Source organism: Bradyrhizobium agreste (assembly GCF_016031625.1).
In the GTDB taxonomy this organism is placed as follows: Bacteria; Pseudomonadota; Alphaproteobacteria; order Rhizobiales; family Xanthobacteraceae; genus Bradyrhizobium; species Bradyrhizobium agreste.
Genome location: NZ_JACCHP010000024.1, coordinates 65593 through 89649, shown reverse-complemented (window position 1 = coordinate 89649; position 24057 = coordinate 65593). Strand labels below are relative to the sequence as shown.

Sequence of the window (24057 nt, the reverse complement as noted above, 5' to 3'; positions counted from 1 at the left end):
CGAACGATGACCGGTCTACCGCTGACTGCCGACTGACGCCGGGTTAAGCGTAGTTCGGCCCAGGGCAAAATCCAGAACTTCCTGGAAGCCGCAGTCGGGTTGTGGCGGCGAAAATACTGCCGGGAGGCCAGTCAGTGACGCTGACTTGCCAAATCGGTTGGCCGGGAGTGAAGCTGCTAATATTGTGGGCTTCCCAGTGAGACATTGTGCGTCACTGTTTCTCCGGGATGTCAGGGTAGAATGCAATTGCGTTGAAGCGGGACATGCCGAAATCGCCGCTTCGAGCGCGACGAGTTGCAGTAGTGCCATCGGCAGGCACGCGCTCTTAAGAGACCGGCCTTTCTTCGGTTTCGATTCACTCTCCACGAAACGTACGCGCCGCTTCTGCGGCGGCTCGTGCTGCAACTTCAGGAGAAAGCCATGAGCAACATCGATCGACGGTCAGCATTGGCAATCGGGTTGGCAGCGGCTTCGGCGGCCATGGTGAAGCCTGCCGCGGCTCAAACCACGGGCTACAAGGATGCGACGCCGTGGCCAGGTGTCGTAGTGCGTGAATATGATGGTGAGACCCCATCCATCATCCCTGGTTTTAAGACCGTCTCAATGCGAGATATAATTATGCAGCCGGGATCGAAGACCATGGGCCCCCCGATGATGAATGCCATGGTCTGCCACATCACCGAAGGGGAGCTTCGGCTCGATCAGGAAGGAAAGACCTTTACGGCCAAGAAAAATTACGTCTGGACCTGCAACAAGGATACAAAGGAACAAGCTTACAATGATGGGAACGTGGTCGCAATTATGAGGATCACGGACCTGAAGGCTTGAGGCTGGCTTCTCCGTAAGAAATCGATTGCACGTACGGATGGCGTACTCGGCCAGGCGCTGAGCGCGCTGCGATGGGCGAAGACCCGCTAGCAGCAGGCACATCGTGATCCGTGCTGGCAAAAAACTCATGGGAGGATGCGATGGCTTCGAACGGTCAAATCGACCTGAGGGGTGGAATGCTGGCCTTCGATGAGGAGACCGGACGCAAGATTGAACACTGATTACGCCCCGAACGCCTTCAGCTTTTTGCTGCTGCAGATCGTAGCCGATTACGTCCGCGGGACGGGCCAGCTCTCAACCGCCGCGGTGGCCGCCTGGGTCGCTGACATCCTCGACTGCTCACGTGCAGGAGGGCATCGCCATCTTCGCCTTGGGGCCAACAGCAGACTCCATCGAGATGACCGCGGCAGAGCGGACATGCGCTGCCCTTCAGCCGTTAGGTGATGCTTCAACCGCGCTTGGCTCTCGATACGTAACCGGCGGTGACCTCATCTTTGTGGCTGGCGAACGCAGCCAGTACTTCGGTCTTCTCGCGCTTCGGGACCTTGGCGAAATCAAGTGTCCGTCCGAGTTCAGCTGCGACCTCGTCGAATTCCGCCGGCGAGATCCGCAAGGCCCGGTGCGCCTCCTCAAGGCCAAGGGGCGTCGTCCCTGGCCTGGTGGCCTTGAACTGGAACGGCCCGCCCGAAACGTCACAGACCCAAAGTGTTCGCATGAACTTGAGGCCAGGCAAGCGTTTCAGATTCTTGGTGTGCCATTCCCTCAACTGCGGATTTTTGGACTTCTGGCCGACGATGGGGTTCTTTACGACAGCGTCGCTGAAGTGATCCACGACCGCTGCAATGGCGAAAACGCCGCCAAGTCGTTCATACAGACTTTGATCCGGAGGGGTTTGCTGGGCCTGCGCATGCGCCTGATTGGCTCCAGCCAACGCCACGGGGGCGGCTGTCAGCGCCAGGCCTGCGACCACGCTTCGTCTGCTGATGGAAGTCGAACGAGCCCTTGCCATGGGTACCTCCTTACAGGTTTCGTGAGGCATTGCGGCACCAGCATCATCCCGTCCAAACGGCCGCCGTGCGCGCGTTGCCGGGCCGGGCGGCCTCGGATTGGAAATGGTTCCGGAAAAATTTTGCTGCGAGATGCAAACCCATGCGCCGTCAGGTGACTCCCAAATGTCCGCTCCGGGTCAAAAGCAGCGGTCACAGCAAGGGCGGCGCGGCTTCCGGTCTGCCACCGATAGCCGACATCGCAACGGGGCATCCTTGTTCGGATGAGGGCCAGCAGCCGACATCAAGTTAACCCGTCCACATTTTTCGCGTTCACACCTCGGCGGATTGCATCCTTACTCTTGCTCCGAGCGAACCATCAGCCATTCATGCGTAGGCTCCAACACTCGAAAGAACTGCGGATCGTGGAGATGATAGAGGATGTGGCGGAACTCCTCTCGGATGTCCAGAAGCAAGTCCCCTAGTGGTTCGCCTTGTATTGACGGGTCGGCGAGTTTCGGAAGCTGCTCATGCAAGAATTTTCTTAGCGATATCTCAAGGTCCGAGAAGGCATGTGCCAAGGTCTCTGGCTCCTCCTGGCTGCGTACGATCACAGGAGTAGTACTCAATCGCTGTACCAAATTCCGGAAAGCCTCTTTGCTTTGTAAAAGTTCGGTCATTTGTTCATTGCCCAAGTTCAGCCCCTCGCCAGCCGTCTGGGATGCCTCAACGCATGCTTGTACTCTGATCGGGAAATGAATGGCCATGCATTGTAATCTCCAGCCTCCAGAAAGGCGGCCGCGCGTTCGTAAGAGATTGCGTTAGGTCCGTTCAGCCATCTCGTCACGATTGGTCGAGCACGTCGCTGGGGTGAGATGCCGGGAAGACGTATCTTTGGCCAGCGGTACTCAAAATTATTATCCAAAAATAGAATCCAGCGCAGCACCTCTCGGCTCCAGACGGGAGCGATGCTGTAACGCCCGATCAACCGATGCTCCTTCATGTCGCTGTACAGAAGCCACGACATGTCCGTGATCGCCGAGATCGCCGCATCCTCGTCGTTCACCGGAAGACTGCGCTCGAATTGGTCGTTGGTGATCGCTCCGGCAATCAGGCGCCTAAGGTTTCTGGAAAGCTGGTCGCGTGCTGCCCGATCTATCATCCTGCTACTCCGAGCAAGTTCGATCCGAACTGATAGAATATCTGAGTGTCTCTCAGCCCAGTATACACGGCGGTTCTTCGGCGCGGTTGCCCGCTTAGTTTAAATTTGAGAGAAATCGAGCGATGTCCGCTTCGGGTCAGAATCGGTCCCGGCATCGCTCGAATTGAACGCAAGTACGTCTCCAATCATCTCAAAGCGACGCCGGATTGGAAGGGCTACGGGCTGAAAATGACCAGCCTCACTAGCTGAGGAGGTCAAAATGACCATTACCCCAAGCACCATCCCCGCCCTCTCGAAGCACGTTCCTTGGAACAAGGGGAAGATCGTCGGCGCAAAGCCGCCGCTCCGTCCGAAGCACGTCTGGTCAATCCGAACCAAGCTCCAGGTTGAAGGCCGAATGCGCGACCTGGCACTGTTCAACGTCGCCATCGATAGCAAGCTGCGCGGCTGCGACGTCGTAGCATTGAAAGTTGATGACCTTGCGCCAGGGGATATTCGGCCGACCGTGCGACCGTCCGACAGAAGAAGACCGGCCGGCCAGTCAAATTTGAACTGACGGAATCGACCCGGCAGGCAATCGACGATTACCTGCGGGTTACGGGCAAGAAGTCAGGAGAATACCTATTCACCGGCCGGCGGCTGAGTGGACATATGTCGACCCGCCAGTATGCCCGCCTCCTATCCCACTGGATCACTGGCATAGGACTGGACCCGCACCTGTTCGGGACGCATTCCCTTCGCCGGACCAAGGCGACCTTGATCTATCGCCGAACCGGCAACCTGCGAGCCGTACAGCTCCTTCTGGGGCACACCAAGATCGAGAGCACCGTTCGATATCTTGGCATTGAGGTCGATGACGCCCTTGCGATAGCAGAACAAGTCGACGTCTGACTTCGGGGGCAGAGCAGACGCGCTCTGCGCTGCCCTCAGACGGCTCTGGGCCAAACAGCGAAGAACTCAGCTTGAGCAAATCTGGCCTGCTCTGATGTAGTAAGCGGACCTCCGGCAGACGAAGCGCCACCTCTCAGATGGGCCATCACCGGGAGTCGAAGACCTGCACAAGCTCTGTCCGGTCCACCTCAGAAAGCCGAGATCGCGCCGTTGACAATGGCCACCTGTCCGCACGACTGAGCAGATCGTCACTGCCCACGCCAGAAATCCGCAGACGGATTGGGAAATTCCGGCTCGTCTGGTTCGCTACGCTATTGATCGATAGAAGCTGGCGACCTGACCGGCGGAGTTGGTGAAGCCGTCATACCGCTCTAGCCATGAATGGCTCGCGAAGATGGCACGTTGGGCCGGGCTCTCCATCACAAAGGCCAAGCGGAAGGACCGTCGCATGCCGAATGGCACATTGATCCGATCTCTATCGATCTTGGCGAGGATGAGATCCAGAACATCTGGCTCGACGGGGTTGAAAGCGTAGGCGACGGTGGCCTTCGAGTAATCGAAGTCTTCTGCCGCACCTTGCCAGACGCCAATTCTTGGATGCGCCTGTCGCGAAACGTTGAGCTTCGCAATATCGACCAGGGCGGGCTCGTATTCGATGCCGAGAATTGACCCGACCGGATATGTCGCCGCAATCGCCAGAACGCGTCCTTTGCCACAACCTATGTCGATGAAATCGTCATCCATTGAGAGGCGGAGCCGGTCCAAGACCTCGCGGATGAGGTTGTGACGGATAGTTGCATAGTAAACGGCACCAGGCTTGTTTGTCGTTGCTATTCCGCCTGCACGAATACCGAGGCGGAAGTCTTCAACGGCATCCGTAATCTTCGAAAGGAAATGCATGGGGGCAATCTCCTCTGGGTCTCAAGCAACGATCTCCATCAATGCACGGAACAGTTTGGACCTACAAATAGACAGATATTCTGACTGATCGTCTGCTCGCCATCGAACACACCGCATTTTTCCTGCAAGCCCGCTCTACGTAGATACACGCAGGCGATTTTGCCAAGCATTCTTACACCGCCCTCCTCTTCCTGGGGTGGACCCGGGATGACGTGCGTGAGCACAACTAGTCCGCTTTACCGCCGATAGGCGGACAGCGGTGCAGACCCTCAGGAGGTCTGCCTCGGGTCAAAGGCTGCCTTTGCAGTTTCCATGGCCCTGTTCGGGTCACCTTCAGGAAGCAGACCTCGCGGCGCACTGAGTTAGCGTCCGCCACGGGCCAAGAGCTGACGCGCCGGGGACTCGCGGGCCATCTGTGCGCGTCGGCGATGGCACGCCTGGCGCAAGAGCATCATCTCGATTTCGGCCTGCGTGTTCACTGGCGCGGTTATCTCTGGCCCGAGAGCCGCGGGTCCAACTAGATGGCCCGCAAACAAAAAGTCGCGCCGACAGGAATGGGCGCGACTTTTCTCGAATAGCCAAAGACGATCAGGAATGATGCCCTCGACTATTTCTCTTTGATGACAGTCGTGCTGCTGCTACTACCAACTGTCCCTTCCTCGCAGACTTTGGTCTGCTTGATGCGATCTTCGGCTTCCACGCGGCTCTTGAAAGCCAGCGGACCGATCTGTGTTACGACCTCCTTGTCCGCCGGACGTGTCGTGGTAACGGTGCATTGGCGGTTCGGACCCTGCACGACATAGTACTCATCGGCCAGTGCCGGGGCGGCGCATCCGATGATGAATGCGCCAGCAAGAAGTAGTGGTGCCTTCATTGTCGCCTCTCTCTGTTCAAGTGCTGCCGACCGGCGCGATCGAGAAACCGTCACGTGCTACCGGGCACGCGACCGCTCCTGCTCGCTTCTGTCGGCGGCTCTGTAACTCAGTGCAGACTGCAAGAGTTCCGAACGGCCACGTCTGTGGTGAAGAGAACAAGTGAGACCCAAGGGACCGTCTCAGAATTCAATTCACGCGCCCTGGAACTCCCCCGATTGCGTGCTCGCGTCAAAATACCAGAGTGGTAGAATACAAGAATTCGCACCAAACAGGGTGCATTTGTGAGTGCTGCAAGTACCGGCGACGCGCGAGCGATGAACATCTTGCGCGAACTGCACGAGGCCGAGACGGAGCTGGTCGGCAAGGCCGTCGTCTTGACTGACGGCAAGGCTGGCACAATTGATCGCGTCTTCCTCGATGATCAGCACGGGCTTCGCATCTCGGTCGCAGGACATGAAGGTCGCTGGCCGATTTCGACGGTGAAACACATTGAGGGCTGATCGGCCGTGCGCCCGGTGGCAGCGTACCCTCCCAGCAGCGCGCGCCCGACGACCTGCGATCAATCAGTGAATGGTTGACTTCACCGGGTCTGCCGATTGATCGAGAGCTGTATTCTCCTCGGCCTCTCGCACTCGGCCTCGAAGGGCCTCGAGTTCGGCAAGCTGAGAAAGAAGCGCCTGAGCGCGCAGGCACAGGACAACGCGGTTGTACGCCCGATTACGGTTACTCATTGCACGCCCCCGATGTTTGAAGAGTTGGCTTCTTGGGTCGGTTCTCATCCCCGTATTGCAAGGGTTTTCTCACCCGGCCAGATCAAGCGAGCTGGTCGAGCTACCGACGTTGCATTCCCGGAAGTGGGACGACAGCTCAATCTCAGCCAAGTGCTCCCAGCATTCCGCGTCCGCGAGGAGTTTCCATTTGTTCATGCTGTTGTACGCGGCCTGTTGACGGCACAGCGAACCCATTGCGCGCAAGCGTCGCACCTTCTCCACTGCGAACCTCCTTCGGACTTGTTTTTCGAAAGCCATTGTTGGTCTCGGATGAAAAGTCTCGCAGATTAAAATGACGGATGATAGTCCGGTGTTTGACTGGTTTAAATGACAGCGCAATCGTCTGACTTTTCAGCGGCGTCGTGTCTTCAGAAAGCGCTTGATTGCATCCAATGCTTCGATCAAGGACGGCCGCGTTGGTCGAGGCGGCAAGCGTGGCCTGCGAGGGGGCAGCGTGATCACAACAAACAAAACGTTGATCAGTAGCCATAGCCCAAGAACCAAAAGGGTAGTCCGCACGCGAACCTCCCATAAAAATTAACTAAATATAGGGGCACCGCGCGGGACAATAATGACCGCTTTGCCTCTCACGGCAGCACAGCCAACCGATTGTCGGCCGTGCCACCATGGCTGGAATTGCATCATGCAAGAGGCCACCAACTGAGACGAGCTTTACTTGCTAATGCGGAGATACAAGCGCGGCAACGCTGAACGCCACTATGCAGGCGGCGGCTAGGGACCAGAGCGCTATGGCGATCTCTCTAGGCATGGTGCCCAACATCGTGCGCCGTACCTCGAAGCGCGTTACTTCATGAACTAAGTGCTCGTAACGACCAGGGCGATCAGCAGTGCGCCACCCACCAGCGCGATTGCAAAACAGACGCGCGCCGGGATCGAATACGTGTCGAAATGGGGTTCTCTGATGATCACGCTACGGCTCCTCCCCTGTTGGAGTGCAACCGGCTGTCTTCATGAACGGAACCAGTGAATTCCCTTTCTGGGACGGCGTCGAGTCAATTCAGTTCCGCAGTGCATTCCGGGCCAGCGGCGAAAACCACCGGGAGCCAAATAGGCAACCTCTCTGACATTCCTCCGACTGGAACTTATTTAACGTCTTTTAATTTATTTAATTCGTCGTAATTTAATGTTTGTCGCCTGACAATCGTAGGATGGACGCTATGCCCTCGGAAGACGAAGACCGGCGTGAGTTTCTCAAGACTTGCGGAAAATTCGCGGCGGTCACGCCGCCCGCCATGACTATGCTGCTTTCCACCTCCCTCACGTCAAACGCTATCGCGCACTCCGGAGGTGGAGGCGCCCGTGGTCACGAGCACCACGAGCATCATCATCATCATCACCATCACGACCGGGACTAGGCGCAAGTATCTCGAAGACAGTGAGGCCGCCCTAGAGGCGGCCTTAGTTCTTTGTCAGAGGCTTTGCCGGTTCTTCTGCCACTGCCTCGACATCAACCGGGGGAAGCTCGCCCGTGCGGTCCTTCAGGTCCGCCGCTCGCTGGATCAATCCCGACGCAAGCTGCGGGTCTTTTGTTGTTCTTGCCATACGCAGCAGCGTTGCTGCGGCCTCTCGGGCGAAGGAGGTGTAGCGCGGCACGTCTTTTTGTCCCATCGAAGCCCCCTTGGATGAGTCAGAAAGCCGGCTTGCGTTCCGGTGCATTGTACAAAAATGTACAAAGGGACAAAAAGGCCTGAAGCTCGTCGCTCCTGTAAGGGTTCCTGATTGTCCGCTCCGGGTCAAAGGCTGCCTTGGCGAGCTTGCATGGCCGTGTTCAGGTTACCCTCACGAAGCAGACCTCGCGACGCTACGAGCTCGGGTCAGCCATGGGGCCAGAAGCGGAAGTTACGTTAGCCCACTGGCTGCGGGCCGAGCTGTCGAACTTCGCCGGGGCTAAGTGCCATCAAGATTCTCTGTTGCGAACTGAATTGCTTCTGGACGGGACGTGTGCTCAGCCGCGAATGACGCTCGCTGTCGGCGGCCGACAATGTCTTGCAGGTACCGCTCTGATGGAGGCGCACAGCGCCGGTGCTAAGGACGAAGCGGGCCTGGGCCCGCCGCAACGAGCCAAAAGCGCTGCGCTTGCAGGGAAGGGGCTCGACGATATCCGTGACAAGAGGCCTCGCACGGCCGACGCCGGCTTGGCGCCCTCGTCCGCTCGCCATGGCACCCCACGCATTTCCCATCTTGTCATTCATCCTGAATAGTTGTTCAGTCCTTGCGGGGCGATTTGCATCTTTTGCGTGAGAAGCGTTCGGCCGCAGGGCGTGCGGCCGGCGTGGTGGGACAGGAAGCGCGCCATGGTTTATCGGCGGACGCATCAAGTGGTGAAGCGCCTTGCGGCGCGGCGCAGCGCTATACTGGCGGCGGCGCGGGAGGCGGCGGCGGAGGGCGGGATGGCGGCGGTGCAGATCGCGCCGGTCGCGGTCCGGGCCAATGTCGCAGCCGGTACCGTCTACCGCTATTTCCCCTCCAAGGCCGAGCTGATCTCCGAGCTCATTGCCGAGGTCTCCCGCGACGAGCTCGCGGCAATCCGAAGGGCGGCCGATGCCGCGCCGGGGCCGTCCTCGGCGCTGGCGGCGGCGGTCACCACCGTGGCAGTCCATACGCTGTCGCAGCGCAGGCTGGCCTGGGGCATCCTGGCCGAGCCGGTCGACGTCGATGTCAGCGCCTCACGCCTTGCCAGCCGGCGCGAGATCGCCGGCGAGATCGCCTCCCGGATCGACGCTGCGGTGCGCGCAGGCCACCTGCCGGCGCAGGACACCGCGCTCGCCGCCACCGCCTTGCTGGGGGCGCTGCATGAGGCTCTGGTCGGCCCGCTCGCGCCCGACAATCTCGACGATCCCGTCAAGATGCGCGATGCGGTGCAGACCGTGACGCTGCTGGCGCTGCGCGCCGTCGGCGTCATGGACGCCCGCGCCCGCGGCCTGGTGGTGCAGCAGACACTATTGCCGACGACCAAGGCGCTGGTTGGGGCGTAAAAAACGCGACGCGCGCGCGGTGGCGAGGTGATCGCGCCCGGGCCATTGCCTGAGCTTGTCTTTTCGTAAAACCCCGGCAAATCCGGCCAAGCGGCCGGCTACTGTGCATGGGGTTGTTTTTCGACTTTTTTGTTTGGCCGCCCCGGCGGGCCTCACATGTTCGCGTCGCCCTCGGGTCCGACCGAGGCGATGCGCACCATGTTGGTGGTGCCGGGGATGCCGAGCGGCACGCCGGCGACGATGATCACGCGCTGGCCGGCGCGGACGAAGCCATCGCGAAAGGCGATCTGGCCGGCGCGGCTGACCATGTCGTCCTGGTCGCGCGCGTCCTCCGCCACCACGCAATGCACGCCCCAGGCGACCGCGAGCCGGCGGCCGGCGGTGATGTTCGGCGTGATCGCCACGATCGGCGGCTTCGGCCGCTCGCGCGCCACGCGCACGGCGGTCGAGCCCGATGAGGTCCAGCAGATCAGCGCCGGCAAATCGAGTGTCTCGGCGATTTGCCGCGCGGCGTCGGCGATGGCATCGCCTGCGGTGGATTCCGGCGCCGGGCGCTGGGCGGTGATCACCGAACGGTAGGTCGGATCGCGCTCGACCTCCTCGCCGATGCGGTTCATGGTCGAGACCGCCTCGACCGGGAATTTGCCGGCCGCCGATTCCGCCGACAGCATGATGGCGTCGGCGCCCTCATAGACCGCGGTGGCGACGTCGGAGACTTCGGCGCGGGTCGGCACCGGCGACTGGATCATCGATTCCAGCATCTGGGTCGCAATCACCACCGGCTTGCCGGCGCGGCGCGCCATCCGCGTCATCTGCTTCTGCAGGCTCGGCACCCGCTCCAGCGGCAGCTCGACGCCGAGGTCGCCGCGCGCCACCATCAGCGCATCGGACGCCTCGATGATGTCGGCGAGGCGGTCGATCGCCTGCGGCTTCTCGATCTTGGCCATCACGGCGGCGCGGCCGCGGATCATCTTCTTGGCCTCGATCACGTCGTCGGCGCGCTGCACGAAGGACAGCGCGATCCAGTCGACGCCGGTGACGAGGGCGGCCTCGAGGTCGGCGCGGTCCTTGGGCGTCATCGCCGAGACCGGCAGGTCGGTGTCGGGCAGGCTGACGCCCTTGCGGTCGCTCATCTTGCCGCCGACCACGACACGCGTCACCGCATGCTCTTTCGAGGTCTCCTCCGCGATCAGCCGCACCTTGCCGTCGTCGAGCAGCAGCGCATGGCCGGGCCGCAGCGCCGCCAGGATCTCCGGATGTGGGAGATGGACGCGCGCGGCATCGCCCGGCGTCTTGTCGGAATCCAGCGTGAAGGTCTGGCCGTTCTGGAGCTGGATCGCCCCTTCGGCAAAGGAGCCCAGTCTCAGCTTCGGACCCTGCAGGTCGACCAGGATGCCGATCGGCCGGCCGTAGCTGCTCTCGACGTTGCGGATCGTCGCCACCAGCTCCCGCATCTTGTCATGCGGGGTGTGGCTCATGTTGATGCGGAACAGATCGGCGCCGGCCTCGAACAGGCGGCGGATCATCGCGAGGTCTGAGGAGGCCGGTCCCAGGGTCGCGAGAATCTTGATACGGCGAAGGCGCCTCATGGCTTATTTCCAGACGGGGGTGGCAGGCCGGGCGAGCCCGGGGGCGTAGCACCGGGCGGGCTATTGGGCAAACCCGGAACGCCGCCGGGGCCCACCGGGCCGGGCAGGCCAGGCACGCGCTGCTGCGCCGGCTGCTCGTTGGCGTCGGTCAGCTGCACCGTCCAGGCCCGCTGCTCGCCGGTGTCGACCTCGAAATAGCCGGTGCGGTCATAGCCGCGCGCCAGGCAATCCTCGGTGCCGCGGATGGTGAACTCCTTGTCGCGCGAGCACATGAAGGCCTGGCCCGACCATTCGCCGCCGCGGTCGTAGTCGATGGCATAGATGTAGTAATAGCGGGCGACCAGCGTGCCCCGCAGCAGCGTCTCGCAGGAGCGGGACGAGATGTTCCACCAGCCCTCGGTGGTCCAGCCCTCGGCGTCCTTGTAGCCGAGCGCGATCCCGACCCGGCTCGACGTGTTGTTGCAGAGGCGGAAATCGGCGGAGGCGGGGCTGGCATAGAGGCACGCCAGGGCGACCACCAGCACCGGGACCAACCGGGCGAGCAGGTAAAGCGGGGAGCGGGGAGATTCGGCAGTCATTGTCGCGGAAGCTATACCAGATCATTGACGATTTGGCGTAGGGCCGGGGGCAGCCGGGCAGTGGCCCGTTTGCGCCGCGATATGGCAAAATCTGTGACAAGACCCACCTGATCCCGTAACCCTGCCCCGAACGGACTTTTAGGGAAGACAGCCATGGCAATCGACGACAAAACCAGAACGGAGCTCGAGGCGGCCGCTTTCCGGCGCCTGGTCGAGCATCTGCGGAGCCGCACGGACGTCCAGAACATCGATCTGATGAATCTGGCCGGTTTCTGCCGCAACTGCCTCTCCAATTGGCTGAAGGACGCCGCGGACGCCCAGGGCGTCGCCTTGAGCAAGGACGAGAGCCGGGAGGCCGTCTACGGCATGCCCTACGAGACCTGGAAGGCGAAGTACCAGGGCACGGCCACGCCCGAGCAGCTCGAGGCGATGAAGAAGGTCCATCCCCACGGGCATTGAACGGCGGTGCCCTGAGTTGCACCACACAACAGCTTTCTTTGCGTCGGCGCAGGAAGGTGTGGGCGCGCTGTGGACGAGCGTGATGCTTGCTTGAACGCTGGGAGCGCCGACCCTAAGGGTCTACCCAGCACGCGCGGTGAGGATGCCGGCGTCACCTCGTTTTGCCAGTTCCATTGGGAGTACCAAGATGGCCACCTCCGCCGCCGTCCGCGACGACGAGCCCGCGACGAAATTCGCCAAGGACCAGCTCAAATCCATCATCGAGCGCATCGAGCGGCTGGAGGAAGAGAAGAAGGCGATCTCCGACGACATCCGCGACGTCTATGCCGAGAGCAAGGGCAACGGCTACGATGTCAAGGCGCTGCGCACCATCGTGCGCCTGCGCAAGCAGGATCCCAACGAGCGCGCCGAGGCCGAGACAATCCTCGAGACCTACATGCAGGCACTGGGGATGCTCTGAGGCGCCTTGCCCGGTCGGCGTTGCAGTGCACTAAGCTTGGGCAAAATCTCGGCATCTGCTAGATTGCTCGGTGAAGGGACCGAGCGATGGATGTGCCGGGACCAGAGCGCAGGCTTGCCGCGGTTCTCGCTGCCGACATGGTCGGCTTCAGCCGATTGATGGAGGTCGACGAGGCCGGCACCCTTGCGCGCCTCAAGACCCATCGTGTCGAACTCATCGATCCCGCCATTGCCAAGAATCGCGGCATCATCATCAAGACAACCGGCGACGGCATGCTCGCCGAATTCCACAGCGTCGTCGACGCCGTGCTGTGTGCCGCCGAGGTTCAGCGCCGCATGGCGCGGCGCAATGCCGACGTCCCGCCGCCGCGATGGATACAATTCCGCATCGGCATCAATCTGGGCGATGTCATCGTCGATCAAAACGACATCTTCGGTGACGGCGTCAACGTCGCGGCGCGACTGGAGGCGCTCGCCGAGCCTGGCGGAATCTGCGTTTCAGGCGCGGTGCGCGATCAGGTCGGCGACCGGCTGGACGGCGTTCAATTCGACGATCTCGGCGAGCAGACGGTCAAGAACATCGCTCGCCCGATCCGCGTCTTCCGCATTCGGCTGGCGGAGGGGCCTGCAAGCCTGCCAGACGCGACGAAGGCCATTACAACACCGGTCGTCTCGAAGAAGCCGTCCATCGCCGTGCTGCCATTCGCCAACATGAGCGGCGATCCGGAACAGGAGTTCTTTGCGGACGGCCTCACGGAAGACATTATCACCGAGCTCTCACGCTTCCACGACTTGCTCGTCATCTCGCGAAACTCAACCTTCGTCTACAAGGGCAAGGCCGTAAAGGTCCAGGACATCGGCCGTGAGTTCGGGGTCGACTATGTCATCGAGGGCAGCGTGCGGAAAGCCGGGGGGCGCGTCCGCGTCACCGTGCAGCTGATCGACGCGGAAACCGACCGCCATATCTGGGCCGAACGTTACGATCGCGAGCTCCAGGATATTTTCGCCATCCAGGACGAGATGACCCGCGCAATCGTCGCGACGTTGCCTGGTCGCGTCGAAGCGGCAGCGCATGACCGCACCAAGCGCAAGCCGACCGAGAACATGCGGGCCTATGAATGCGTGCTGGCTGCAAAGCTGCTGCATCACCGTTCAACACGCGAGGACAACGCGCAGGCGCAGATACTGCTCGACCGGGCGCTCACAATGGATCCGAATTACGCCCACGCTCACGCCTGGAAGGCGTGTGTGCTCGGCCAGTGCTGGATCTATGGCTGGTGCGCTGACCGTGACGCGACCTTCGAGCAGGTGGCTTCCGAGCTCGAGATCGCATTGGCACTCGACGACAACGATGCGGACGTGCACCGGATCCTCGCCGCGCTCAATCTGACGCGCCACGACTACGAAAAAGCCACCTATCATCAGGAGCGTGCGCTGGCCCTCAACCCGAACTACGATCTGGTCGTCGTGCAGCAGGGAGAGCTCCTGACCTGGCTGGGCCTGCCCGAGGAGGGTATCGACTGGATCAGGAAAGCGATGCGTCTCAATCCTCATCATCCCGAGCGGTTCTGGAGCCATCTCGGCCGCGCGTATTATTGCGCGGAGAAGTATGCTGAGGCCGCCGAGGCCTTCTCAAGGATCACGCGGCCCGACTATACCCACCACGCGTTCTTGGCAGCGATTTTCGCGCAGATGAACAATTCCATCGCGGCTGGCGCTCATGCCGCGGAGGTCCTGAAGCGCGAACCAGGGTTCTCGGTGGCGGCCTATCTTGCGACACTGCACTACAAGCGCGAGCTCGATCGCGAGCGTCACGAATCCGGCCTGCTCAAGGCCGGCCTGCCGGCATGATCAATGCGCGGGAGCAAGGACGGGGCAGGGGTGAAGTTTGCGTAGGCCGCAGCTCTCAGCGCAGCGCGGCGGTGCGCATGACGAACGACGTCGTCTCGAGCTTTGCGGTCGCGCTGCCCGAGAAATTGTCGCAGGACAGGCCCTGCGTCGGGTCGTCGGAGAAGCCCATCGCGATCACGGCGTTCGGCTTGACGAAATAGCCGCGCAGCGCCGCGGTATCGAGCTCGCCCATCAGCGTCACCGACATCGCGCGGCTGGCGCTCGGCGACAGCATCACGATCTTCAGCCAGATGCTCTCGCCCTTGGCCGCGGAGAGGCGGGTCGCGGTTGCGATCCTGCCGTCGATGCTCTTGCCGACCACCGTGTTGATCTCCGTCGCCTGAGCCACGCTGCGGGACGCAGCGGCGGGGCGGCCGGTGCGCGGGATCGGCGCGGAGGCGGCGACGACGTTGGCGCGGTCGACCGGAGAGGCGGCTGGCGCGTAAGCCAGGGCCTGGAAGGCTGCGTTGGACACGCTCGCGGTTGGTTGCGGATCGGTGGCGGCGGCCAGCGCCTGGCGCGCCTTCAACGCTGCGACCTGCGCCGGCGTCGCTTGCTGCGGCGTGGCCGGAACGTCATCCCAGAATCCGCGCGCATTGATGATGTCGGCCGGGGTCTCCAGCTTTCCGTCAACAGACTTGCCGGTCGCCGGCTTGTCAGCCACGGGCGCGGGCTTCGGCTTGGGCGGCGCGACGATCTGCGCATCGGCCGAGGCGAGCTGGAGGGTTGCGGCGATCTGCGGCTTGGCCCGCGGCGTCGGCACCGGCTCGGCGGGCTTGGCGGCGGCTGCGACGACGGTCGGTACCGCCGGCTTCGCGGCCGGGGCGGGGGCGCCCTCGTCATCCTCGTCGCTGGCGGCCGGAGCTGCCGGCTTGCTCTTGAACAAGGCGGCGAAGAAATTCGGCTTGCTGCCGGAATCGTCGCCGCTGCCGCGGCGCTCGATCTCGGCCTTGGCGAGCTCATAGCCTTTCAGCGGCACGCCATCGGTCGGCAGATGCACCGTCTTGCCGTCCGGGAAGACGCGGGCGAGCTGGTCATGCGTCATGCGCGGCCAGTGCCGGATGCTGCCGGTGTCGAGGTGCACGAAGGGCGAGCCGGAGGTGGGATAGAAGCCGACGCCGCCGCGCTGCAGGCGCAGGCCGGCGAAACGGATCTGCTCCAGCGGCACGCCCGGGATGTAGAAATCCATCGCATGTCCCAGCATATGCTGGCTGAAGCGCGCCACACCGGAGGAGCGGCGGCGGAGCATGGCATTGGTGGCGGGGGAGCGATAGGAGGAGATGATCTGGATCGGCTGCTTGCCGTCAACGTCGCGATAGACTTCCCAGAGGATGTCGAAGAGGCGACGGTCCATCACCGTCTCGTCCTGGGTGCGCCAGTCGCGCAGGAAGTGGTTGAGCTGCTTCAGCGCCGCTTCGTCGTAGCGCCCGTCGCGCTTGAAGGTGACCGTGAGGTCTTCGCCGGAATGGGTGTGGTGGAAGGAGAGCGTCTTGGTCTCGTTCAGCGCGGCGGCGTCATGAACCGAACCGGCGGCCGCAAGCAGCAATGCGGCCGCGAGGCCGATCCGGGATCCGGCCTTCACGCCCGCATGGGACAACGACAGCACAGCAAATTGGCGTGCGAGACCAGTCAGCACGTATGAGCCCACCCAGTCGACGAGCGTTCAAATGGACTCTCCCGCCAACCCCGTTAGCAGCGCGAAAGAGGATGAACGCTTTCTTAAAGCGAGAAGGTTAATTTGACGTTGACCTTCCCGCCCCCAAACCAAGTCAGAATACGATCCTAAGCGGTTGACTGTGGCAAAAACACGCCCGCCGCCCCAGTGCGGGTCGCAGCATGGTTAACGTGAAGCGACCCCGTCCTGGGAACGGGGCCACTGATTTCATTGCAGAATTTCAGGAACCGGGGTGTCGCACGGGCCTCAGCGGGTAAACACCCGCTGTGGACGGCGGCCGACCGGCGCCGGCGGCGCGGCCGGGGTGGGCGCCCCGAACAGCCGCTCGAAGAAGTTGGGCCCGGACGAGCCGAAGCCGCCGCCATTGTTGGCCACGGCCACCCCGGACGGCAGCGTCGTCGCCGGACGCGAATAGCTCGGCTGGGAATGCGCCACGACGGCCTCGAGGTCCTTGCCGCGGTTGTTCTTCAGGATGTTGATCATGGTCGCGTCGCGGCCATAGACGTCCTTGCGGAATTGCAGCTTGCCGGCGTCATCCACGAACGCGGTCTGATAGGTAATGTTGACCGGGATCGGGGTCGGGAATTTCAGGTCGATCTCGCTCTTGCCGTACATGCTGCGCACGCGCTCCGGCGTGTACTTCTCGTTCGGCATGGCGATGTTGAGCAGCACGGAGGCGTACTGATCCGGATTCTGCACCCGCATGCAGCCGTGGCTGAAGGCGCGCTCGTCGCGAGCGAACAAATGCTTGTCCGGCGTGTCGTGCTGATAGACCAGGAACTTGTTCGGGAAGTTGAAGCGGATGCGGCCGAGCGCATTGGCCTCGCCGGGCGGCTGCGAGATGTGCACCGAGCCGTCGCGGTTCTGCTCGAGCCTGAGCCCCATGCGCTGAAGCACGGTCGGGTCCTGCTGCAAGGCCGGCAGGTATTCGTTGTAGACGATCGACGGCGGCACGTTCCAGGTCGGATTGACCGTGATGTACTTCATCGTCTCGCTGAGCAGCGGGGTGGCATGGTTGCCCGGCTTGCCGGTCACAACGCGGGTGGTCCAGACCTGCTGGCCGCGCTGCATCACCTTCAGCGTGAAGTCGGGAATGTTGAGGATGACATAAGCATCCCCCAGCGAAGGCGCGCCGAGGTCGCGCGGCAGCCAGCGCCAGCGCTCCATGTTCACCAGCACCACGTCGATCTGCTTGTCGCGCTTGGGCGTGTTGAGCGCCTTGACCGTCTTGTCGTCGAGGATGCCGGTCGGCTTCATCTCGGCGCCGCTCTGGAATTTGCGCACGGCTTCGGCGACCGCAGCGTCGTAGCGGGTATCGCTGGCATTCTCGGTGAGGCCGAGCTTGGCGCGCAGTTGCGGCACGCGCGGATCCTCCACGACGATCTCAGCCTGCTTCTTGCCGGCTGGGGTGTATTTCAGCGCAGGGCCGTCGGCGATCTCGATCGCCGGACCGCTGCCCTGGCCGCGCAGCTCGGCGAGCTTGGCCTTCAGCTCCTTGTAGAGCTTGTGCGGCGGGTTGTAGCTGTCGAGCGCCGCGGAGGCGTCGGTCGCGGTCGTGACCTTGGCGAGCACCTCGCCGGGGTCGACCGGGTGCTCGGGATAGAGAATGTCGCCGCTGACCTGCGACCAATGCATGCGGCCGCTCTGGGCGTGGCGCGCGTAGTCGAACATGCTGGCGGTGAGCTTCAGCTCAGCATCCGCCAGCGCATCGGCGGTCGTGGCGGCGGCGAAATCCGGCACCGGATAGTCGGCGGGATTGAGACCGTCGGAGGCCGCGTCCTTGAGCCGCGCGATCACGCCCTTGGCCGCAGCAGTCAGGCTGCCGCCTTGCGTCCAGACCGGCGCGAAGTCGCGCGCGGCGTAAAACTTCTCGACGGCCGCGCGCTCGTTCTTGCGGTCGAAATGCCGCGAGGTCTTGGCGCCGATGATGTCCTTGAGCTTGTCGGCGACCGGCTGGTCGGCGGCGGGCACGTTGTTCGCGGCCTTCACGGGCTCGGCCGCCGGTGCTGCGGGAGCCGCCGGCGTGGCGGTCGCGGTGTCGGCCTTGGTAGGCTCGGCCTTTGCCGGCTCGGTCTTCGCAGTCTCGCTCTTCGGCGCTTCTGGCGCGGGTGTGGTGGCAACGTCGGACGGCTTGGTCTCGACCTTGTCCGGCGCTGGTGCGACGTCCGCCTTGGCGGAGTCCCTCGCGGCGTCCTTCGTGGAATCCTGCACCGTGGCGGTGGTGTCGAGCTTGATGTCGGCTGCAGTCGGGGGCGGGACATTTGCGGGCTCGGGGCGCGGGATCGCAGCTTCGATCGCGAGCTCGGCGGCGCTGCTGCGCGCCTGATCCTGCGCCAGGGCCGAGCTGGCGGACACCGTGAGGAAGGTCGCCGCGACCGTCATCAAGACACGGTCAAAGCCCACACGATGATTCAAACAGTCACGCATTGTGTCGCACCCCTCGGGTGAGCTGTTCCTCCGTGGAACAGCTTCGTTGTCGCCTATTGATGAGTTTCGGCTAAAACCGCGCCGGCCTCTCGAAAGTTGCACGCCTGCACGCAACGATTCTGACGCAGACGATATACAGGCCCCGATTCTGCAGCCAGCGCTACCCGGGACAACTCACCACAAACTGACTTCAAGGGAGCCTCTTGGCAACGGATTGTACGCTTCTGCCACGCGCTTTTCCTCTGTCTGTCACTTCCAAGTCACGGTTCAAACGCAGGCGAATCCCTTGCCATGCGAACGGCTTAGAGCAGTCTCGCAGCGCCGCGCGAATCCCCGTTCGCTGGGCTCAGTGCGTCTCCTCACCGCTTTTGCCGCCATGCCCGGGAACCCCGGCTTCATCGAGTTTGCGGTAGAGAGTCGAGCGGCCGATTTTGAGGCGGCGAGCCACTTCGGACATCTGGCCGCGATAGTGCGAGATCGCGAATCGGATGATCTCGTTCTCCATGTCCTCCAGCGGGCGGACATCGCCGGTCGCAGTGAGTATGGAGAGCGTTCCCACCGCGGGGAGCGGGGCGATTGGTATGTCATTACCTGACACCAGGGAGGGCGTCGCCGCCGGCTCGAGCAACAGCGGGGCGGTCGGAATATCCGTGATGGGATGCGCCTGCGAGGCGAGCAGGGGGAAGTCGCCGAGACCAAGCTGGTCCCCGTCGCTCATCACCACGGCGCGATAGACCGCGTTCTCGAGCTGGCGGATGTTGCCGGGCCAGTCGAGCTGGGCAAGGTGGGCCACCGCCTCGCCGCTGATCCCGCTGATCGGACGGTTCTCCTCGGCGGCAAAGCGCGCGATGAAATGCCTGAGCAGATGCGGGATATCCTCACGCCGCGCGCGTAGCGAGGGGATCGTCAGCGGCAGCACGTGGAGCCGATAGAACAGGTCTTCCCGGAAATGTCCCTGCTTGACCCGCTCCAGCAGCTTGCGATTGGTGGCCGAGATGATGCGGACGTCGACCTTGACCGGCTTGCGGCCGCCGACCGCTTCCACGGCTCCTTCCTGGAGTGCGCGCAGCAGCTTCACTTGCGCGGTCAGCGGCAGCTCGCTGACCTCGTCCAGAAACAGCGTGCCGCCATGCGCCTCGACAAACTTGCCCGTGTGCCGCTCGGTGGCGCCGGTGAAGGCGCCCTTCTCGTGGCCGAACAGGATGGACTCGACGAGGTTGTCGGGGATAGCGCCGCAATTGACCGCGACGAACGGCTTGGCCTTGCGTTCGCCGCTGCCATGGATGGCGCGCGCGAACATCTCCTTGCCGACGCCGGATTCGCCCTCGATCAGCACAGGGATCGCGGAGTTTGCCGCCTTCTGGGCGGCGCGCATCACGCCCGTCATCGCTTCGGCGCGGGTAATGATGTCGGAGAAGGTGAGCCGTCCTTCGCGGCTGTGACGGATGCGCTGCAATTCGCCCTTGAGTGCGGAGGTGTTGAGGGCGTTGCGCAGCGAGACCTGGAGCCGCTCGACGCCGACCGGCTTGACGACGAAATCGGCGGCGCCCGCGCGCATCGCGGAGATCACGTTGTCGATGCCGCCATGCGCGGTCTGCACGATGACGGGGACGCTCAGACCGGCTTCGCGGATCTTCGCCAATACGCCCATGCCGTCGAGGCCGGGCATCACGAGATCGAGGATGACGGCGTCGATGGCCGGCCCGTCGGGGGCGGTGAGGGCGGCAATTGCGGCGTCACCGGAGTCCACGACGACCGTCTCATAGCCGCATTTCTGCACCATGTTCTCGACCAGCCGGCGGGCTACAGCGTCGTCGTCGGCGATCAAAATACTGGCAGCCATGGTGTTCCCCGCACGCTACTACTATCTGTCTCGAATCGGGGCACTCTGGCCGAAGCCGATTAACGCACGCTTAAACCTTGATGCCCCCGCCCGCCGCCGCGATTGTTGAACACAGGTTTCCCACACAATGAATTCGCGCTCCAAGTCTGCCTCGAACAAGTCCGCCTCGAACAAGACCGCTCTCAAGAAATCCTCTCCCGGCAAGTCCGCTCTCCGTAAGCCAAGCACCAAAAAATCCGCCGCCAAGGCAAGACCCTCCGAAGCTGCGAGCAAGACCGGCAAGCTTCCGGAGTGGAACCTGGCCGACCTCTATTCCGGGATCGAGGCGCCGGAAGTGGCGCGCGATCTCGAAAAGCTGGATGCCGACTGCGTCGCCTTCGAGACGGACTACAAGGGCAAGCTGGCGACAGGGACAGCAAACGAAGATGGCGGAAAGTGGCTCGCCGAGGCGGTGCGACGCTATGAGGCAATCGACGATCTCGCCGGCCGTCTCGGCTCCTATGCCGGCCTCGTCCATGCCGGCGACAGCGTGGACCCTGCGATTTCAAAGTTTTACGGCGACGTGTCCGAGCGACTGACGGCTGCGTCCACGCATCTGTTGTTCTTCGCGCTCGAGCTCAACCGGATCGATGACGATATTTTGAATCGCGCGATGCAGGCCGCCGAGCTCGCGCATTACCGTCCCTGGATCGAGGATCTGCGCAAGGAGAAGCCGTACCAGCTCGACGACAAGCTCGAGCAGCTTTTCCTGGAGAAGGCGCAGACCAGCTATTCCGCCTTCAACCGGCTGTTCGACCAGACCATCTCCGGCCTGCGCTTCAAGGTCGGCTCCAAGGAGCTCGCGATCGAGCCGACGCTCAACCTGTTGCAGGACCGCGATGGCGCAAAGCGCAGAAGCGCGGCGGAGGCGCTGGCGAAGACCTTCAAGGCCAATGAGCGCACCTTTGCGCTGATCACCAACACGCTGGCCAAGGACAAGGACATCTCCGACCGCTGGCGCGGCTTCAAGGACGTTGCCGATTCCCGCCATCTGAACAACCGCGTCGAGCGCGAGGTCGTCGACGCGCTGGTGGCCTCGGTCCGCGCAGCCTATCCGAAACTGTCGCATCGCTATTATGCGCTGAAGGCGAAATGGTTCGGCAAGAAGCGGCTGGCCTATTGGGACCGCAACGCGCCGCTGCCTTTTGCGGCGACCGACGTCATCGCCTGGCCGGAGGCGCGCAGCATGGTGCTGTCGGCCTATCGCGGCTTTTCGCCCAAAATGGCCGATATCGCCGAGCGCTTCTTCACCGACCGCTGGATCGACGCGCCGGTGCGGCCGGGCAAGGTGCCGGGGGCGTTCTCGCATCCGACCACGCCGTCAGCGCATCCTTACGTGCTCATGAACTACCAGGGCAAACCGCGCGACGTGATGACGCTCGCGCATGAGCTCGGCCATGGCGTCCATCAGGTGCTCGCGGCAAAGAACGGTGCGCTGATGGCGCCGACGCCGCTGACGCTGGCGGAGACCGCGAGCGTGTTCGGCGAGATGCTCACGTTCAAGCGGCTATTGGCCCAGACCAAGAACGCGAAGCAGCGCCAGGCGCTGCTCGCCGGCAAGGTCGAGGACATGATCAACACCGTGGTGCGGCAGATCGCATTCTATTCCTTCGAGCGCGCGGTCCACACCGAGCGCAAGAACGGCGAGCTCACTGCGACGCGGCTCGGCGAGATCTGGCTGTCGGTGCAGGGCGAGAGCCTCGGGCCGGCGATCGAGATCAAGGCGGGCTACGAGAATTACTGGATGTACATCCCGCATTTCATCCACTCGCCGTTCTACGTCTACGCCTACGCGTTCGGCGACTGTCTGGTGAACTCGCTCTATGCGGTCTACGAGAACGCGGCCGAGGGTTTTGCCGAGCGCTATCTCGACATGCTCGCCGCCGGCGGCACCAAGCACTATTCCGAGCTGCTGCGCCCGTTCGGGTTAGACGCGAAGGACCCCAAGTTCTGGGACGGCGGGCTCAGCGTCATCGCCGGCATGATCGACGAGCTCGAGGCGATGGGCTGATGCGCCTGCACTTCAGCCCGACGGATTGGTGCCGCGGCCGAGACTGTTCGGCCCGGCCGCGGGTTCATTGACGTCGACGAAGCCCAGCATCGCACCCAAGCGCTTGGTTGCCGGCGCGTCGAAGCCGACCGCGCCCTCGAAGCTTGCGGGGTTCCGAAACGTGCCGAACAGCATGTCCCAGATCGGCAAATCGCCGTAGTTGAAGGCGTGCACGTCGCGCTGGTGGTGGATGCAGTGCGCCTCCGGGCGCTGGATGACATAGCCGAGCCATTGCGGTGTGCGCACGTTCATGTGCTGGAAATAGCCGTAGAAGGCGGCAATGTAGCCGGTCGCAGCGGCCGCCACCGGATCGAGCCCGAGCACAAGCGTCGTGACCACGGAGGCGATCACGAAGAATGCGATCGTCTCCAGGGGATGGAAGAGTGCTGCGCCCGACATATCCATGCGTTGCGGGCTGTGATGGATCTGGTGAAACAGCCGCCACATCATCGGGAAAGTATGGGCACTGCGGTGCCAGCCATAGTTGACGAGCGACAGCACGGCATAGCCGAGGGCGGCGCCGCCGATCACGCCGGTGCCGGTCAGGTCCATCAGCCGATGCCGCGCGAGCCAGGCTTCGGGAATCAGGAGCGGCGTCAGCGTCGCGAGCAGTCCCTGCACGGTCAGGAAGCAGAACCCTTTCAGCCGCCAATAGGGAATATCGGGGAATTGCCGCGCCGGAATCAGGCGTTCGATTCCCAGCATGGCGAGATAGGTCGCCGGGACCAGCAGGCCGAACAGGTCAATTGCAGACATCGTTCCCACTCCAACCTTACAGCGTAAGTCGTATCGCACGATACAGCCTTCCAGTGTAAGGTGGCAAGTGGGTTCGATTCGGCATGTCATGACCAGAAAAGCCAGGGTGAACCGGAAAGTCTCGCCGGCGCCGCGCAAGCGCCGTTCGGCGGGCGAGGCCGGCAAGGGGCTGTCGCGGGAGCGGATCGCGGCCGCCGCGATGGCGCTGATCGACCGCGACGGGCTGGGGGTGTTCTCGACGCGCCGGCTCGGCGAGGAGCTCGGCTGCGAGGCCATGAGCATCTACCATCATTTCCCGAGCAAGGCGCATTTGATGGATGCGCTCGTCGATCTCATGCTCGCGGAGGCGCAGGTTGCGATGGAGCCGCAATGGGACTGGCGCGAGCGCCTGCGCCGGGCCGCCCACGGTTTCCGCGCCATGGCGCTCAAGCACCCGGCCTTCTTCCCGTTCTTCGCGGTGCATCGGCTCAACACGCCCGCCGGTGTCGCCTATATCGACGGCATCATTGGCATCCTGCGCGAGGCCGGCTTTTCCGATCGCGCGGCGGCGATGTATTTTCGCGAGCTCGGCTATTACCTCACCGGTGCGGCGCTGGACGAGACGGCCGGCTACGCCAAGGGGCCGTCATCGCCCGAGCCGGTTTCCAATGAGGCTATCGCCGTCAGCTTCAAGCATCTTGCCGCGGCCGCGCCCTTTTTCCAGCCGGCGCATTTTCAAGCCACCTTCGAGACAGGTCTCGAAATTCTGCTCGGCGGGATCGAACGGTCGCGGGCGTCGTGACGTTCCGGATTCGCGACAATCTGGATTCCAAATGACCTGATTTGGCAGGAAACCCTGCCTCGGTGCCGTTGCCCTGTCCAAATCTTTCAGGTATCCCAGCCCG

General features: G+C 62.9%; 20 protein-coding genes and 1 pseudogene. 9 read left to right on the top strand and 12 right to left on the bottom strand.

Features of this window, described 5'->3' with window-relative positions:
* Nucleotides 1–420: 420 nt before the first annotated feature.
* Nucleotides 421–828 carry a hypothetical protein gene (locus HZZ13_RS29460; protein WP_197963013.1) on the top strand — a complete coding sequence of 136 codons (408 nt, stop codon included), beginning with the start codon at nucleotides 421–423 and terminating at the stop codon, nucleotides 826–828.
* A 448-nt stretch (nucleotides 829–1276) separates the two neighbouring features.
* Here HZZ13_RS29460 and HZZ13_RS29455 read toward each other — a convergent pair whose 3' ends face one another.
* Both HZZ13_RS29455 and HZZ13_RS29450 read right to left on the bottom strand, forming a co-directional pair.
* Entirely contained in the window at nucleotides 1277–1837 is a 561-nt protein-coding gene (locus tag HZZ13_RS29455) for a group I truncated hemoglobin (protein WP_197963012.1), read from the bottom strand.
* A 333-nt stretch (nucleotides 1838–2170) separates the two neighbouring features.
* Nucleotides 2171–2581, bottom strand: a complete 411-nt coding sequence (locus tag HZZ13_RS29450; protein WP_197963011.1) for a hypothetical protein — start codon at nucleotides 2579–2581, stop codon at nucleotides 2171–2173.
* A 654-nt stretch (nucleotides 2582–3235) separates the two neighbouring features.
* Here HZZ13_RS29450 and HZZ13_RS29445 point away from each other — a divergent pair.
* Nucleotides 3236–3867 (top strand): annotated as a pseudogene (locus HZZ13_RS29445) (tyrosine-type recombinase/integrase).
* Between the two features lie 306 nt (nucleotides 3868–4173).
* On the opposite strand, the gene HZZ13_RS29440 reads toward HZZ13_RS29445, so the two are convergent.
* Nucleotides 4174–4767 (bottom strand): class I SAM-dependent methyltransferase, encoded by a 594-nt coding sequence (locus HZZ13_RS29440; RefSeq protein WP_197963010.1) that lies wholly within the window; start codon nucleotides 4765–4767, stop codon nucleotides 4174–4176.
* A 607-nt stretch (nucleotides 4768–5374) separates the two neighbouring features.
* Nucleotides 5375–5641 (bottom strand): hypothetical protein, encoded by a 267-nt coding sequence (locus tag HZZ13_RS29435; protein WP_027571093.1) that lies wholly within the window; start codon nucleotides 5639–5641, stop codon nucleotides 5375–5377.
* Between the two features lie 315 nt (nucleotides 5642–5956).
* Between HZZ13_RS29435 and HZZ13_RS29430 the strand changes: the two genes are divergently transcribed.
* Complete coding sequence (locus HZZ13_RS29430) at nucleotides 5957–6142, top strand: PRC-barrel domain containing protein (RefSeq protein WP_197963009.1); 186 nt, start codon at nucleotides 5957–5959, stop codon at nucleotides 6140–6142.
* Nucleotides 6143–6515: 373 nt separating this feature from the next.
* On the opposite strand, the gene HZZ13_RS37690 is transcribed toward HZZ13_RS29430, so the two are convergent.
* Together HZZ13_RS37690 and HZZ13_RS29420 are read right to left on the bottom strand one after the other, a co-directional pair.
* Nucleotides 6516–6902 (bottom strand): hypothetical protein, encoded by a 387-nt coding sequence (locus tag HZZ13_RS37690; protein ID WP_197963008.1) that lies wholly within the window; start codon nucleotides 6900–6902, stop codon nucleotides 6516–6518.
* Between the two features lie 929 nt (nucleotides 6903–7831).
* Complete coding sequence (locus tag HZZ13_RS29420) at nucleotides 7832–8041, bottom strand: hypothetical protein (RefSeq protein WP_197963007.1); 210 nt, start codon at nucleotides 8039–8041, stop codon at nucleotides 7832–7834.
* A 686-nt stretch (nucleotides 8042–8727) separates the two neighbouring features.
* Between HZZ13_RS29420 and HZZ13_RS29415 the strand changes: the two genes are divergently transcribed.
* Nucleotides 8728–9408: a TetR/AcrR family transcriptional regulator gene (locus HZZ13_RS29415; RefSeq protein WP_057028549.1), complete on the top strand. Its 681-nt coding sequence runs from the start codon at nucleotides 8728–8730 to the stop codon at nucleotides 9406–9408.
* Between the two features lie 152 nt (nucleotides 9409–9560).
* On the opposite strand, the gene pyk is transcribed toward HZZ13_RS29415, so the two are convergent.
* Complete coding sequence (pyk, locus tag HZZ13_RS29410) at nucleotides 9561–10997, bottom strand: pyruvate kinase (protein WP_197963006.1); 1437 nt, start codon at nucleotides 10995–10997, stop codon at nucleotides 9561–9563.
* Nucleotides 10994–11575, bottom strand: a complete 582-nt coding sequence (locus HZZ13_RS29405) for a DUF1036 domain-containing protein (RefSeq protein WP_197963005.1) — start codon at nucleotides 11573–11575, stop codon at nucleotides 10994–10996. The genes pyk and HZZ13_RS29405 overlap by 4 nt, the downstream gene beginning before the upstream one ends.
* 153 nt (nucleotides 11576–11728) lie before the next feature.
* Between HZZ13_RS29405 and HZZ13_RS29400 the strand changes: the two genes are divergently transcribed.
* The 3 genes from HZZ13_RS29400 (at nucleotide 11729) to HZZ13_RS29390 (ending at nucleotide 14344) form a co-directional block, all read left to right on the top strand.
* The gene (locus HZZ13_RS29400; RefSeq protein ID WP_197963004.1) at nucleotides 11729–12034 is read left to right on the top strand and encodes a DUF1244 domain-containing protein; all 306 of its coding nucleotides are present in this window, start codon (nucleotides 11729–11731) and stop codon (nucleotides 12032–12034) included.
* A 187-nt stretch (nucleotides 12035–12221) separates the two neighbouring features.
* Entirely contained in the window at nucleotides 12222–12494 is a 273-nt protein-coding gene (locus HZZ13_RS29395; RefSeq protein ID WP_018641571.1) for a DUF2312 domain-containing protein, read from the top strand.
* Nucleotides 12495–12580: 86 nt separating this feature from the next.
* Nucleotides 12581–14344, top strand: coding sequence for an adenylate/guanylate cyclase domain-containing protein (locus HZZ13_RS29390; protein WP_197963003.1), 1764 nt, complete (start codon nucleotides 12581–12583; stop codon nucleotides 14342–14344).
* A 55-nt stretch (nucleotides 14345–14399) separates the two neighbouring features.
* Here the strand turns inward: HZZ13_RS29390 and HZZ13_RS29385 are convergent, their stop codons facing one another.
* From HZZ13_RS29385 to HZZ13_RS29375, 3 genes are all read right to left on the bottom strand, one after another.
* Nucleotides 14400–16031, bottom strand: coding sequence for a peptidoglycan L,D-endopeptidase MepK (locus tag HZZ13_RS29385; RefSeq protein ID WP_197963002.1), 1632 nt, complete (start codon nucleotides 16029–16031; stop codon nucleotides 14400–14402).
* 273 nt (nucleotides 16032–16304) lie between these two features.
* Nucleotides 16305–18485: a L,D-transpeptidase family protein gene (locus tag HZZ13_RS29380; RefSeq protein WP_197963001.1), complete on the bottom strand. Its 2181-nt coding sequence runs from the start codon at nucleotides 18483–18485 to the stop codon at nucleotides 16305–16307.
* Nucleotides 18486–18831: 346 nt separating this feature from the next.
* The gene (locus tag HZZ13_RS29375; RefSeq protein ID WP_197963000.1) at nucleotides 18832–20328 is read right to left on the bottom strand and encodes a sigma-54-dependent transcriptional regulator; all 1497 of its coding nucleotides are present in this window, start codon (nucleotides 20326–20328) and stop codon (nucleotides 18832–18834) included.
* Between the two features lie 127 nt (nucleotides 20329–20455).
* Between HZZ13_RS29375 and HZZ13_RS29370 the strand changes: the two genes are divergently transcribed.
* Nucleotides 20456–22378 (top strand): M3 family oligoendopeptidase, encoded by a 1923-nt coding sequence (locus HZZ13_RS29370; protein WP_197962999.1) that lies wholly within the window; start codon nucleotides 20456–20458, stop codon nucleotides 22376–22378.
* 12 nt (nucleotides 22379–22390) lie between these two features.
* Here the strand turns inward: HZZ13_RS29370 and HZZ13_RS29365 are convergent, their stop codons facing one another.
* On the bottom strand, nucleotides 22391–23173 hold the full coding sequence (locus HZZ13_RS29365) for a sterol desaturase family protein (protein ID WP_197962998.1): 783 nt from the start codon (nucleotides 23171–23173) through the stop codon (nucleotides 22391–22393).
* Nucleotides 23174–23279: 106 nt separating this feature from the next.
* Between HZZ13_RS29365 and HZZ13_RS29360 the strand changes: the two genes are divergently transcribed.
* Nucleotides 23280–23954 carry a TetR/AcrR family transcriptional regulator gene (locus HZZ13_RS29360; RefSeq protein WP_210349524.1) on the top strand — a complete coding sequence of 225 codons (675 nt, stop codon included), beginning with the start codon at nucleotides 23280–23282 and terminating at the stop codon, nucleotides 23952–23954.
* The last annotated feature ends 103 nt before the right edge of the window (nucleotides 23955–24057 follow it).